Annotated in this window: 12 protein-coding genes; 4 read left to right on the top strand and 8 right to left on the bottom strand. The window is 64.5% G+C overall.

The features are described from left to right. Positions 1–129: 129 nt before the first annotated feature. Both VE26_RS11675 and VE26_RS11670 read left to right on the top strand, forming a co-directional pair. The gene (locus tag VE26_RS11675) at positions 130–1,395 is read left to right on the top strand and encodes an MFS transporter (RefSeq protein ID WP_152658829.1); all 1,266 of its coding nucleotides are present in this window, start codon (positions 130–132) and stop codon (positions 1,393–1,395) included. Between the two features lie 125 nt (positions 1,396–1,520). Then, positions 1,521–2,732, top strand: a complete 1,212-nt coding sequence (locus VE26_RS11670; protein ID WP_046105450.1) for a TIGR03862 family flavoprotein — start codon at positions 1,521–1,523, stop codon at positions 2,730–2,732. Here VE26_RS11670 and VE26_RS11665 read toward each other — a convergent pair. The 6 genes from VE26_RS11665 to ilvA form a co-directional block, all read right to left on the bottom strand. Next, a complete protein-coding gene (locus VE26_RS11665) occupies positions 2,729–3,685 on the bottom strand; it encodes a cation diffusion facilitator family transporter (protein WP_046106275.1) in 957 nt (318 codons plus the stop codon). The genes VE26_RS11670 and VE26_RS11665 overlap by 4 nt on opposite strands. 151 nt (positions 3,686–3,836) lie before the next feature. Next, positions 3,837–4,178, bottom strand: coding sequence for an ArsR/SmtB family transcription factor (locus VE26_RS11660; RefSeq protein ID WP_152658828.1), 342 nt, complete (start codon positions 4,176–4,178; stop codon positions 3,837–3,839). Positions 4,179–4,241: 63 nt separating this feature from the next. Beyond that, complete coding sequence (locus tag VE26_RS11655) at positions 4,242–6,119, bottom strand: ABC transporter ATP-binding protein (protein ID WP_046105448.1); 1,878 nt, start codon at positions 6,117–6,119, stop codon at positions 4,242–4,244. A 45-nt stretch (positions 6,120–6,164) separates the two neighbouring features. Continuing rightward, on the bottom strand, positions 6,165–6,845 hold the full coding sequence (locus VE26_RS11650; protein WP_046105447.1) for a pyrimidine 5'-nucleotidase: 681 nt from the start codon (positions 6,843–6,845) through the stop codon (positions 6,165–6,167). A gap of 78 nt (positions 6,846–6,923) precedes the next feature. After that, entirely contained in the window at positions 6,924–8,147 is a 1,224-nt protein-coding gene (locus VE26_RS11645) for a hypothetical protein (RefSeq protein WP_046105446.1), read from the bottom strand. Positions 8,148–8,301: 154 nt separating this feature from the next. Further along, entirely contained in the window at positions 8,302–9,828 is a 1,527-nt protein-coding gene (ilvA, locus tag VE26_RS11640) for a threonine ammonia-lyase, biosynthetic (protein ID WP_046105445.1), read from the bottom strand. Positions 9,829–9,983: 155 nt separating this feature from the next. Here ilvA and VE26_RS17180 point away from each other — a divergent pair, with 155 nt between their 5' ends. Together VE26_RS17180 and VE26_RS11630 are read left to right on the top strand one after the other, a co-directional pair. Then, positions 9,984–10,580 carry a TetR/AcrR family transcriptional regulator gene (locus tag VE26_RS17180; protein ID WP_052715864.1) on the top strand — a complete coding sequence of 199 codons (597 nt, stop codon included), beginning with the start codon at positions 9,984–9,986 and terminating at the stop codon, positions 10,578–10,580. Positions 10,581–10,596: 16 nt separating this feature from the next. Beyond that, positions 10,597–12,081, top strand: a complete 1,485-nt coding sequence (locus VE26_RS11630) for a DHA2 family efflux MFS transporter permease subunit (protein ID WP_046105444.1) — start codon at positions 10,597–10,599, stop codon at positions 12,079–12,081. A gap of 33 nt (positions 12,082–12,114) precedes the next feature. On the opposite strand, the gene VE26_RS11625 is transcribed toward VE26_RS11630, so the two are convergent. Next, entirely contained in the window at positions 12,115–12,894 is a 780-nt protein-coding gene (locus tag VE26_RS11625; protein WP_046105443.1) for a sulfite exporter TauE/SafE family protein, read from the bottom strand. 53 nt (positions 12,895–12,947) lie between these two features. Next, the gene (argB, locus tag VE26_RS11620; protein WP_046105442.1) at positions 12,948–13,850 is read right to left on the bottom strand and encodes an acetylglutamate kinase; all 903 of its coding nucleotides are present in this window, start codon (positions 13,848–13,850) and stop codon (positions 12,948–12,950) included. Between the last annotated feature and the right edge of the window lie 33 nt (positions 13,851–13,883).

Here is a 13,883-nt window from a genome sequence, read left to right as displayed (position 1 = left end):
GCGTCGGCGTCCTATCGGTTCACAAAGCTCTTGATTGACGAACCGGATCGACCCGGCCAAAGGAGGTCGCGCTCGCCCATGAGGCGATGCTGCCGCCTTTCCCTCGCCGCCTAATGACAGGAGCTGTTGGTGACCGCCATTGCCAAGCCCGCGCCCATACTGGCCGCTTTCTCGATCCTGCTCAGCGTCGCTTTCCTGATCATGGGCAATGGCCTGCAGCTGATGCTGCTGCCGATCCGTGGCGGCATCGAGGGCTTCAGTGCCTTTCAGATCGGCCTGCTCGGGTCGGGCTATTTCTTCGGCTTCGTGCTGGGCTGCACCTTCACGCCCTCCATGATCATGCGCGTCGGCCACATCCGCACCTTCGCCGCGCTCGTGGCCATCGCTTCCGCTGCGGCGCTGGGCTATCCGATGGCTGTGGATGCCAGTATCTGGATCGTCCTGCGCCTGATCACCGGCTTCTGCCTGGCAGGGCTTTATCTCGTGGTGGAAAGCTGGCTCAATGACCAGGCCACCAATGAAACGCGCGGCGCGCTGATCTCCACTTACGTCACGGTGAACTTCACCGTCATCACCGTGGGCCAGATGATGGTGACGTTGTTCCAGCCATCCTCCTTCATCCTCTTTTCCATCGCCTCGGTGCTGGTGTCGCTGGCCGCCGTTCCGATCGTCATGACCCGCTCGAGCCAGCCTCCGCCCATCACGGTGGTGCGTTTCCGGCCCCGGCGCATGTTCCGCCTGTCGCCCACGGGCACCGTGGCAATTTTTCTCATTGGCCTCGCGACCGGCTCGTTCTGGGCGCTGGCGCCTGCCTATGCCAACAGCGTCAGCGGCAATGTCAGCGACGCGGCCTGGTTCATGAGTGCTGCCGTCATCGGCGGCGCGCTGGCGCAGCTCCCGGCCGGCAAAGTGTCCGACCGTATCGATCGCCGCAAGGTTCTAATCGGTCTTGCCCTGCTGTGTTCGGTGGTTGGCGCCGCGCTCTGGGCGACCACGCAGACCAGTCTATCCTGGTTCGCCCTCGGTGCCGCTTTCGGCGCAGGCCTGCTGCCGGCCTATGCCATTGCCGCCGCGCATGTCTTCGACTTTGCCGACCGTTCCGATTATGTGGAAATTTCCGCCGGCCTCCTGCTGCTCAATGGCATCGGCTCGACCATCGGACCGCTCCTGTCCTCGCTCAGCATCGAATTGCTGGGCCAGCCGGGCTTCTTCCTGGCCAATGCGCTGATCCAGATCGCGCTCATGGCCTATGTCGGCTTCAGGCTCAGTCGTCGCGAAGGCCTTCCCGTCGAGGAGAAGCAGACCTTCGATCTGGGCACCAGCGCGGCCGTGTCCGTGGTCGGTGACGAAGATGCGGTGCAACTCAGCGATCTCGTCGTGCAGGAGACCGCCTGACAGTCCGCCCCAATGCGACCCGGGCAGCCCAGTCGCATGCGCCCCAAAGGCATTTGCCGGCAAACGATGGGCAAGGTCATTTCAGTCGTGCTAAGGGGCCCGGATACGGGGAGAGGTGGACGCGCATGGGCAGAGCCAGGATTGCCGTGATCGGCGGTGGACCCGCGGGGTTGATGGCCGCAGAGACCGCTGCCGATGAAGGCGCCGAGGTCGTGGTCTTCGAGGCCATGCCCAGCGTGGGCCGCAAATTATTGATGGCCGGCAAGTCCGGGCTCAACATCACCCATTCCGAGGCGACCGACACCTTGCTGGGCCGCTATGGCCGGGCCAGCGAAAGGCTCGACCAGGCGGTACGGGCATTCGACGGCGCGGCTTTGCGCGACTGGTGCGCAGGGCTGGGCGTCGAAACATTCATAGGCTCGTCCGGTCGGGTCTTTCCAAGGGAAATGAAGGCTTCGCCCTTGCTGCGCGCCTGGCTGGCGCGCCTCGCCGACCAAGGCGTGGCGCTGCGCACTCGACATCGCTGGATCGGGCGTGAGGGCAGCCTTCATGTCTTTGATACCCCTGGTGGCCGTGTGGCCGAGCCGTTCGATGCTGCCGTCCTGGCTCTGGGTGGGGCCAGCTGGCCAAGGCTCGGTTCGGACGGAAAGTGGGTCGGACTGCTGACAGGAGAGGGCGTGCCGGTCTTGCCGTTCCGACCCGCCAATTGTGGTTTCGAAATTGCCTGGAGCCCCGTCTTCGTCGAACGCCATGCGGGCGAACCGGTCAAGGCGGTGCTGGCGACAAGCGATGCAGGGGCGCTTGCCGGGGAATTCGTGGTCACCCGGTGGGGGATTGAGGGAAGCCTGGTCTATGCCCATGCCGCGGCCTTGCGGGACCGGCTGGAGCGCGACGGTCAGGCCGTGCTGATGCTCGATCTGGCGCCGGGGCGGGAGCATGAGCGGCTGGCGCGGGATTTTGCCCGGCAGCCACCCAAGGCCAGTTTTTCCAATCGCCTGCGCAAAGGCGCAGGGCTCGATGGTGTCAAGGTGGGACTGATCCGCGAGTGCGTGCCCGATGCGCCGAGCCTTGATGCCGGCGCCCTGGCGCGCACCGTAAAGGCTCTGCCCCTGAAGGTGACACGGACGCGGCCGATCGAGGAGGCTATTTCGGTGGCTGGCGGCGTCAGCTGGGATGGCGTCGACGACAGGCTAGGCCTGGTCGCTGCGCCGGGCCTTTTCGTGGCCGGTGAGATGCTCGATTGGGAAGCCCCGACAGGGGGATATCTGTTGACTGCCTGCTTTGCGACGGGCCGGGTGGCGGGGCGCGCCGCCGCCGCCTTCGCCGCCCGCCGCTAGGCGAGCGCCGCAGGGCAGGCCGCGTTTCTGCCGCGCCAGTCGATTTCGATAGTGGCATGGGTGATGCCATGGTCGTCAAGCAGAGCATGGCGAACCGCCTCGGTCACGGCGGCGGGGTCGGCGCCCTGCTGCAGGCCAAGATCGAGCGTCGCCATGGTGCGGCCCGAGCTCAGCGACCAGACATGGAGATGGCTGACGTCGGCCAGCCCGGGAATTTTTGCGACAAGGTCGCGTCGCAGCGCTTCGGGTTCGAAGCCGTCGGGCGCGCCTTCCATGAGAATGTTGAAGGTGCGCGTCAGAAGGGCCCAAGCGCTGCGCAGGATCAGCAGGCTTACCAGAACCGACAGGATCGGATCGATCGGCATCCAGCCGGTCAGCCAGATGACCAGCGCCGCCGCAATGGCCCCGACCGATCCCAGGAGATCGCCGAGCACATGCAGCAGCGCGCCCTTGATGTTGACGTGATCGGCATCGGCCGAGGACAGCAGGCGGAACACCACAAGGTTCACCACCAGTCCCAGGATGGCCACGACGAGCATGGGGCCGGCCAGCACCTCATGGGGCGTCAGCAAGCGCTGGACGGCTTCGTAGCCGATCCAGCCTACCAACGCGAACAGGGTCAGCGCATTGATCAGCCCGGCGAGGACTTCGAGCCTGGAATAACCGAAAGAGCGTCGCGCATCCGCCGGACGCCGGCCGAGCCGGAAACCGAGCCAGGCGAGGAAGAGGGCGATTGTGTCCGTCAGCATGTGGCCGGCATCGGCGATCAGTGCCAGCGATCCGGAAAGATACCCGCCCACGAGCTCGGCCAGCATGAAGCCGCCGGTGAGCATGAGCCCGATCAGTACGGCCCGTTCATTGGCCGTGCTGATCTCGGGTGCATGGCTGTCAGCAGGATGGTCATGGCCATGGTCATGCCGATGGTGGGTGTGGTCGTGCTGATGAGCAGGCATGGCGGTCTCGCATTCGACGAAACATATGAACATATATTCATATGTTGTGTCAATCAGCCAGCAGGAAGCCGCTCTTCCCGAGCCCGGACCGGAACGGAGCTGATTGGATCAGCGATGTGGAGAGGGCAGGCCGCTTGTATCGGCACGCGCGTCAGCTCTTGGCATCACCCTCGGACACCGGATCGGTGTCGCTCGTGTCCGGATCTTCCATCGCATGGTCCAGCATGTCGGTGAGCATATTGGCGATGTGCGCGTCGGCGGTTTCGTAGAAGACCTGCTTGTTGCGGCGGGTGCCGCGCACCAGGCGGGCGGCCCGAAGCAGCCGCAGATGGTGGCTGACAAGGGACGGGCTGGCGCCGGTGGCCCTGGCGATGTCGCCGACGGCGATGGGGCCCTCGAGGCAGGTAAGCACGATGCGCAGCCGCGTGGGGTCGCCCAGAAGGCGATAGGTCTCGGCGAGAACCCCTACGATGTCGTCTTCGGGCAGAGGCACGATTGGCGTCCCGTGGCTTGCGTGAGGGTCCTAGGTAAGTGGGTTCGAAGCGGTTGACCAGTCTCAGCGATAGCCTGCTGCCTGCAATTCGAACAGCTCGGCATAGCGGCCCTTGCGCGCCAGGAGCTCCTCATGGGTGCCGGCTTCGAGAATGGCGCCATTGTCGAGCACGAGGATGCGGTCGGCCATGCGCACGGTGGAAAAGCGGTGCGAGATGATCACGGCGCTCTTGCCCTGCGCCAGGCTCTTGAAGCGGGCAAAGACTTCTGCTTCGGCCTTGGCATCGAGGGCGGCGGTCGGCTCGTCCAGGATGATCAGCTCGGCGTCGCGCATATAGGCGCGGGCAATGGCCACCTTCTGCCATTCCCCCCCGGAAAGATCGCGACCCTTCTTGAACAGGCGGCCCAATTGCTGGTCGTAGCCCTGGGGCAGTTTGGCGATCACGCCGTCGGCAAGGCTCTGCTCGGCGGCCTGGTCGATGCGCGCCTGATCCTGACGGGCTTCGATGCGCCCGACCCCGATATTGTCGCGGGCGGTGAAGGAATAGCGGATGAAATCCTGGAAGATGACCCCGACATGGGCATGGATATCGCGCGGGTCCATGTTGCGCAGGTCAATGCCGTCAATGGTGATGCGGCCCTCGCTGGGGTCGTAGAGCCGGGTCAGCAGCTTGGCGATGGTGGTCTTGCCCGCGCCGTTCTCGCCCACCAGGGCCAGGGTTTCGCCGGCCGGCAGGGTGAAGGACAGGTTGCGCACCACCCAGTGATCGGTTTCCGGATAGCGGAAGCCCACATTCTCGAACGCGATGGCTTGCTGCAGGGGCACCGGAAAGGGTTTGGGCGCGGCCGGCGCCAGGATGGTCGGCGCGATTTCGAAGAAGGAGAACAGGTCGTCCAGATACATCGACTGGCCCGCAATCTGGGTGAAGCCGAGCAGGATGCGCTGGAAAAGCCCGTTGAGCCGCAGGAACGAGCCGGAGAGAAAGGCCAGGTCGCCCAGCGTGAAGGCGCCGGTAATGGTACGCCAGACGATATAGGCATAGGCGGCGTAATAGGCGAGGCTGGCGATGGTGGCAAAAAGCGCGCCCCAGCTGGCCCGCAACAGGGCGAGGCGCCGATTTTCGAGGAAAATCTGGTGGGCAAGGGTCCGGAAGCGGGTGATGAGGTAATCGCCCAGCCCGAAGAGCTTGACCTCCTTGGCGGTTTCCGCGCTGGCGCCGATATGGCGGAGATATTCGATCTCGCGCCGCTCCGGCGTGCGCCAGCGGCTGAGCATATAGGCCAGGGTGTTGAACCGGGTCTCGCCCCAGATGGCGGGGATGAAGCTGAGCGGCAGCAGCAGGATCAGCCAGGGCGCGTAGAAGAAGAGGCCGGCAGCAAGCGTCAGGACCGTCAGGATATCCTGGGCCTGCCCGAAGATCTGGCTGAGCAGCGCATTGCGTCCGGCGGCCTGGCGACGGGCGCGTTCCAGCCGGTCCTGATATTCGGCGCTTTCGAAATGCTGCAGGTCGAGCCGTGCGGCATGGGCCATGAGTTCGATGCTGACCTGGTTGGAATGAAGCTCCGACAGGACCGAATCCACCAGCCCGGTGGCGCGGGAGATCACGTCATTGGCCAGCACCAGCGCGAATTCGAGCAGCAGGAGCAGGATGATCGGGGTCAGCAGGCCCGCATTGAACCAGTCCGTGATCTCCGGGCCGGGCGCTGCTATGCCGGTGAGGCGCACGACCTCGTCGACGATCAGCTTGGCCGCATAGAGCACCGCGACCGGCTGCAGCGCGGCCAGAATGCGTAATCCCAGGCTGGCCAGCGTCAGCCAGCGGCTTGTGCGCCATATCTGCGCGACGAGCCGCCCCAGATGCTTGAGGTTCTCGAGGCGCTGCCGCAGGGTCGGGTTTTCGTCGGGGAGGGGCGGTGGGCGGCGCCCGGGGAGATCGGTCATGAGGACCAATGTAGTGCGCCGGGGGCGCGGCGGGAATAGGGCCGATCAGGGCAAGTTGCGCAGGAAGCCGGCAAGATCGCCGGTGATGTGGTGCACGTGCGGGCCGGTGGTGCGCCCCAGCTCCCAGGCATCGACCTGGTCATGGGCAAAGCCTTCGCCTGGCACAACCTGTACGGTTGCCATGCCCAAATCATGGGGCACGACCAGGTTCTTTTCGAGATCGTCGAACATGATGGCGCGTCTGGGGTCGATGTTGTGCAGCGCGAGAAATCCGTCATAGGCGGCCCGGTGGGGCTTGGGCACGAAGGTCATGGCGCGGATGTCGTGCACGTGCTCGAACAGCTCGCTGCCGCCCAGCCGGGCCAGCACGGCGCGGGCATGGCCGGTATCGCCATTGGTGAGGATGAACTTGCGGCCCGGCAGGGCGCGGATGGCCTCGACCAGCGCAGGGTGCGGATCGACCGGTGCATAGTCGATGGCATGTACATCGGTGAGGAAGTGGTCGGGGTTGATCTCGTGCTTGTGCATGAGCCCGTTCAGCGTGGTGCCGAAATCCCGGTAATAGTCCTTCTGCAACGCCCGGGCAGCGGCGAAGTCCAGCCGCGTTATGTCCATCACGTAATTGGTGATGCGGATATCGATCTGCGCGAAGAGGTTGCATTCGCGCGGATAAAGGGTGTTGTCGAGGTCGAACACCCAGTCGGTGATGTGGCTGAGGGAAGTCATGTGCCGATCATGCCCGAAAACTATGAAGGCTTCATCAGCAAAGCGCGGGAGCCGGGGCACGGCTCCCGCACAGGCGCGTTACTGGTTTGCCGTGATGGTCAGGCCAAGCGCCGTGATCAGGCCGGCCGGGTTGGCGCCGGCAGCAGCCAGGACCAGCAGGCTCGTCGGGCTGGGCGGGGCGACATTGACCTCGAAGCTCTGCGGATCGTCGAGGAAGGCGTTGACCGCCGGCACGACCATCTCGGTCAGCTGGGGTATGCCGGCCTGGCCGACCATGGCGGGCACGGCAGGCTTGATCGATTCCACGAACTGGGCACGCTCGACGCCCGACTGGGCGGCAAACATGTCGAGCAGGCGCGGCGCCAGGCCCGCATCGTCATAACGCACATTGGCGCTGACGATGGACAGGGCCTGGGCGAGCTGCATGCCCATCATCATCTGTTCGGCCTGGCCTTCCTCGCTCTCGGGATCGAGGTCGCTGGACTGCATGGCGTAGATCTTGTCCAGAACGTCCAGCGTAAAGCCGCTGATGTCGAAGGTGATGTTGAGCGCGCCGATATCGGCAAAGTCCATCAGGCCTTCATCGATGGTCATGCGGCCATCGGCCATGGTCCAGGTCAGCGACTGGCTGATATTGCCGCTGATATTGGTGAGACCGAGCGCCTCGATGACCGCGCCGGCTTCGGGCTCTTCCTCGCCCACGGTGGACAGGTCGGCCCAGATATTGGCGATCGAGACGCTCGAGACGATGGATTCGAGCGAGTCGTCCTCGGCATAGGTGAAGTCGGAAACAGCTTCCATGCTGTCGATCTTGATGACTTCGGCGCCATCGCGGGAGATGACCAAGGGGCCGGACGCCATGCGACCCACCGTCTGCATCATGGCCTCGGCGCTGGTATCGCCCTCGGGCGGCAGCCAGAGGTCCTGCAGGACCATGCCGGTGACGCTGATATGGCCCACCGGATCGCTGGCGAATTCGGTATCGATGTCCGGGATGGTAAGCTCTTCGGCAGTGAAGGAGCCGTCTTCGAATTCCTCGACGCCGGTGAAAGTGAGGGTGGTGTCGAGCTCGAAAGGCTCTTCGCTCATGCCCTCGAACGAAACGGTCACGCCATCCACGGTGATCGTGGTGCCCTCGGCGGTGGCTGGACCGAAGTCGAACTGGTAGCCCATGGCGCCATAAACCGCCTCGATGCGATTGACGAAGGCCTCGGCGTCGAGCGCCATTGCCGGTTGCATCATGGCCAGGGTTGCCAGGCCGGTTGCCAGCATCAGGCCTTTTGTCTTCGTCTTTCCAAGCATGTCCGTGGTCCCTCAGGATTGAATAATCGTGGCTGGTGCGCCCGCGCCTTCACCAGCAATTTGCGCCTTGTCCAAGCAATTGCAATGGGTTCGCGGCCAAATTGCGTCCCTCGACGATAGAGAGCGTCTATTTCAGCCTAATGTCGGACCGGCTTCAGCGGTTGCGAGGCAATTCGAGAAACTGTCGATAGGCCGGATTTTCCGTTTCGTCCCAATAGGGAAAGCCGATGGCCTCGATATGGGCGAAGAAGTCCGCGCGCGTCGGTTCGGGCACCTCGACGCCCACCAGGACCCGGCCGTAATCGGCGCCGTGATTGCGGTAGTGGAACAGCGAAATGTTCCAGGCATCGTTGAGCCCTTCGAGAAACTTGAGCAGCGCGCCGGGTCGTTCGGGAAACTGGAAACGGAACACCCGCTCGTCATCCATGCCCGCGACCCGACCGCCCACCATGTGGCGGACATGGAGCTTGGCGACCTCGTTGTCGGTCATGTCGGTGACGCTCAGCCCGTTGCCCTCGAGCAGGGTAATGATCTCGTGCTTTTCGGCATCGCCGCGCGCCAGTTTCACACCCACGAAGATATTGGCGCTGCCCCCCGGGGCGTAGCGATAATTGAACTCGGTGATGGCGCGGTTGCCGATGAGCCGGATGAAGGCCCGGTAGGAGCCGGGTTTTTCGGGAATGGTCACGGCCAGCAGCGCCTCCGCCCGCTCGCCGATCTCGGCGCGTTCGGCGACATAGCGCAGCCGGTCGAAATTGACATTGGCGCCTGAATTGATGGCAATGAGGGCGCCTTGTGGCGCATTGCCGGTCTCGATATCACGGCGCAGCCCGGCCAGGGCGAGCGCTCCAGCCGGTTCGGTAATGGCGCGATGATCGTCGAAGATATCCTTGATGGCGGCGCAGATTTCGTCGGCCGTGACGGTCACGATATCGTCCAGCAACTCGCGGCAGAGACGGAAGGTTTCCTCGCCGACCTGGCGCACGGCGACGCCGTCGGCAAATAGACCCACCTGGTCGAGCGGCACCGGCTTTCCGGCTGCGATGGCAGCCTTCATGCTTGCCGCTTCTTCCGGTTCGACACCGATAACGCGGATTTCGGGGCGGAGGAACTTGACGAAGCTGGCAATCCCTGCGGCCAGGCCGCCACCGCCCACCGGCACATAGATGGCTCCGATGGGCTCGGGGTGCTGGCGCATCAGTTCAAGGCCCACCGTGCCTTGGCCGGCAATCACGTCGGGGTCGTCGAAGGGGTGGACGAAGACATAGCCGTGGCGCTCGGCCAGGCCGGCAGCATGGGCGCGGGCAGCGTCGAACCCGTCGCCGAACAGCACCACCTCGCCCCCCAGCCGGCGCACCGCATTGACCTTGATCACCGGGGTGGTCGTGGGCATCACCACCACCGCGCGAATGCCCAGCCGCGTGGCGGAGAGGGCGACGCCCTGGGCATGATTGCCGGCGGATGCGCAGATCACGCCGCGGGCGCGCTCTTCGGCGCTGAGGTGCACGATGCGGTTATGGGCGCCGCGAATCTTGAAGGAGAAGACCGGTTGCAGGTCTTCGCGCTTGACCAGGATGTCCCGACCCAGCCGCTCGGAGAGCAGCGCCATTTTCTCGAGCGGGGTCTGCTCGGCCACTTCATAGACGGAAGAGGTCAGGATCTTGCGGACATAATCGGTCATTGGCACGTCTTCCGGCGGGTATCTTGATCGGTGATGGACGCCGGACGGCTCAAAAAGTCAACCGCAGGGCAGTCTGCAAGACCTCTGGAGAGCAAACCATTTTGTCTCAATCAAGTGATTGATTAAGCCAGGGGCGAGGCGTAAAGGATCGCGCCATGGAACAGGATAGCCAGAAGCGGGAAAGCAGCGACGAGCGGCGCCACGCCATTGCCGATGCCGCCCGGGCGCTCATTGTCGAAAAGGGTCTCGAAGGCCTGCGCATGCGCGACATCGCAGCGCGGGTCGGCATCAATATCGCTACCCTGCATTATCACGTGCCGAGCAAGGAGGCCCTCGTGGCGCTCGTCGCCCAGAGACTCAAGGCCGAATTTGTTGCTCAGGACATGAGCCATCCCCGCGAGGGCAAGAGCGGGCTCGACTTGCTGCGTATGGAGTTCGACGATGCGCTCGAATCCTGGGAGCAGGCGCCCGAGCGGCTGGCCGTCATGGCCGAGCTGACCGAACGGGCGCGGCGCGACCCCGCCATCGCCGCGATCATCCAGCCCATGCGCAGCGGCTGGCTGGCCGACCTGGCCGGTCTGTTTCGCAAGGGCGCCGCCGATGGCTCGCTGCGCGCCGATATCGACGCCTACGCCGCCGCCCGCATCTATGCGGGCATGGTGGCAAGCTGGCGTATTTCCCGACCCGATCGGGAGGACGTGCGGACCGTCTTCGCCGAATTCGAACGTGCCTTCATTGCCCGCCAGATATGATCCCCGGAGACCTCTGATGTCCCAGACTTTTGCGGCCGAAACGGCCAGTCCTCCCGATCCGCGCCGCTGGCTGTCGCTGGCCATCCTGCTGATCGCCAATTTCATGAACTTGATTGACGTCACCATCGTCAATGTGGCGCTGCCGTCGATGCGCGAAAATCTTGGCGCCACCGATAGCCAGATCGAATGGGTGGTGGCCGCCTATGTCCTGGCCTTCGCGCTGGGTCTGCTGCCTTTCGGCCGACTGGGCGACATTTTGGGGCGCACCCGCATGTTCCTCTGGGGCGTTGGTGCGTTCACCGCAGCGTCGGCGCTTTGCGGCCTCGCCCCCAATATCGAGATGCTGATCGCCGCGCGCATCCTGCAGGGCATTGGCGGGGCGATGATGACCCCGCAAGTGCTGGCGATCGCAACGGTGACGTTTCCACCCAATGAGCGCGGACAGGCCTTTTCGCTGTTCGGGCTATCGGCAGGCCTCGCCTCGGTGTGCGGTCCGATCCTGGGTGGCGTGCTCATCGATGCGCAATTGTTCGGCCTCGACTGGCAACCGATCTTTCTCGTCAATATTCCCATCGGCATTGCCGCCATCGTGGCCGGCTCGATGCTGATCCCGCGCCTGCCGGGTCATAAGGATCTCAGCAACGATTACGTGGGGATCGCGCTTTTCGGTCTTGGTATCGTCGCGCTGGTCTTTCCGATCATCGAAGGCCGGGCCTTTGGCTGGCCGGCCTGGAGCTTTGCCATGATGGCGGCGGGCGTGGCGCTGCTCGGTGTCTTTACCGTCTGGCAGAAGCGGCGGGCGCAGGCAGGGCTGCCGCAATTGCTCAATTATGTCCTTCTGGCCAATCGCGACTACATGTTCGGTGCTTTCGTGATCACGGTCTTTGCCTCGGGCATTCCGGGCATGTTCCTCGTCATCTCGCTGCTGCTGCAATCGGGCTTCGGCTTCTCGCCGCTGCATTCGGGGCTGACCAATACCCCGTTCTCGATCGGCGTGCTGATCGCCTCCGTCATCGCCGGGCGGTTCGGCGCCCATTACCTGCGCAGCCGCCTGGCCATGGCCGGGGCCCTTCTGGTGATCGGTATCGGCTGGTTGCACTTTGTCATCGCCGGCGCCGGCGACACCATCGATTCCTGGAGCTTCCTGCCGCCGCTCCTCGCGGCCGGGGTGGGGCTCGGCACCGGCTTCTCGTCGCTGTTCCAGCTGGTTCTGCGCAATGTGCCGCCGCGCGATGCAGGGGCCGGTTCGGGCGCCCTGCAGGCGTTCCAGCAGGTGGGCGGCGCGCTCGGCATCGCGCTTGTGGGGCAGATCTTCTTTTCTCAGCTGGCCGGCAATTTCGCCCATGGCCAGGCGCCCAATGCCGCCTTTGCCGATGCTGCCGCCCTGGCGCTCTGGTATCAGGTGGTCGCCTTCGGCGTTGTCCTGGCCATGGCCTTTTTGTTCAAGCCATCGGGCAGGGCGCCGCAAGGGCAGGGCGCACCAGTCGTGGTGGAAGCCTGATTGTGGACGGGCCGCCCCTTGGGGCGGCCTTGTTCATTGTGCCAGCAATTGCCAGGTCTGAAACACGGCGAGGGAGATGACGAGCCCGCCCACCAGCACCATCAGGCGCTTGGGCGGAATGATCCGCACCACGAAACCGGCCAGCGGAGCAGCCAGAACGCCCCCGACCACCAGGCCCGCCACCGACCAGATGTGGTTGTCGATCCCCTCGGCATCGGCCCAGTGGCCGGTGAGCAGTGCAGTGATGAAGGCGACGGACACGGCCGTCGTCACGAAAAACTCCACCGTATTGACCGTGCCCACGATATAGCGCGGCGCGCCGCCCGAGCCGATCAGGCTGGACGTGACGATGGGTCCCCAGCCGCCGCCGCCTGCCGCATCGACGAACCCGCCGGCCACGCCCAGCGGCAGGACCAGGCCCGTCTTGGGTTCGCGATAGGCACCGCGCATGCGGAAGGCGCGATAGAGAATATAGACGCCGAGCAGCCCGAGATAAATCGTCACGAAGGGGCGCAGCACGGCCCCGTCTATGGCGGTCAGCACATAGGTGCCGAGCACGCCGCCCACGATCCCGGCGGGGGCAAGCCGCCAGAACAGGCGCCAATTGACGTTGCGATGGCTGACATGGCTGGTGGCCGAGGCGGCCGTGGTGAACATTTCGGCGGCGTGCACACTGGCCGACGCGGCTGCCGGGGGGACGCCGAAGGCCAGAAGCATGGTCGAACTGACCACGCCATAGGCCATGCCCAGCGCGCCATCGACGATCTGGGCCAGAAAACCCACCGCCGCGAAGATGAAGAACTCGGTTCCCAAGCGGGGATGTCTCCAGGGTGTACGGCGAGGTCGGCGAGGGCGCGCTCAGCGCTTCAGCGCACGATCAGCGTACCGGCGCCATGTTCGGTGAAGAGCTCGACCAGCACGACATGCGGGGTCTTGCCGTTGAGGATCACGACGCCCTCCACGCCATTGTCGAGCGCTTCGAGGCAGGTTTCCACTTTGGGGATCATGCCGCCCGAAATCGTGCCGTCGGCAATCAGCGCCTTGGCTTCGCGCACGGTCAGTTCGGGCATGAGCTTGCCGTCCTTGTCGAGCACGCCGGGCACGTCGGTGAGGAACAGCAGCCGCTTGGCGCCAAGCGAGCCGGCAATGGCGCCGGCAAAGGTGTCGGCATTGATATTGTAGGTATTGCCGTCATGACCGGGCGCGACCGGGGCGATGACCGGGATCAGCTCGGAGCGGGCCAGAAGGTCGAGAAGGGTGCGGTCGACCTCGACCGGTTCGCCCACAAAGCCCAGATCGAGCACGCGCTCGATATTGGAGCCGGGATCCTTGACGGTCTTTTCGGCCTTCTTGGCGAAGACCATGTTGCCATCCTTGCCGCACAGGCCGATGGCCCATTCGCCCTCGGCATTGATCAGCGCGACGATTTCCTTGTTGATCGAGCCGGCCAGGACCATCTCGACAATTTCCATGGTCCGTTTGTCGGTCACGCGCAGCCCGCCTTCGAACTTGGACTCGATGCCGAGGTTCTTCAGCATCGAGGCGATCTGCGGCCCGCCGCCATGCACCACGATCGGGTTGACCTTGGACTGCTTCAACAGAGCGATGTCGCGGGCAAAGGCCTGGCCGAGCTTGGCGTCGCCCATGGCGTGGCCACCATATTTCACCACGACGGTCTTGCCCTCGTAGCGCTGCATATAGGGCAGGGCCTGGGCCAGGATGCCGGCGTCGTGGCTGAACCGGTCGGTGTTCGGATTGTCATTGGACATGGGTTCGGCGGCTCCTGGTCACGGCATTCGGAG

It is taken from the genome of Devosia chinhatensis (genome assembly GCF_000969445.1).
Classification (GTDB): domain Bacteria; phylum Pseudomonadota; class Alphaproteobacteria; order Rhizobiales; family Devosiaceae; genus Devosia; species Devosia chinhatensis.
This window is presented reverse-complemented; position numbering and strand designations above follow the sequence as displayed.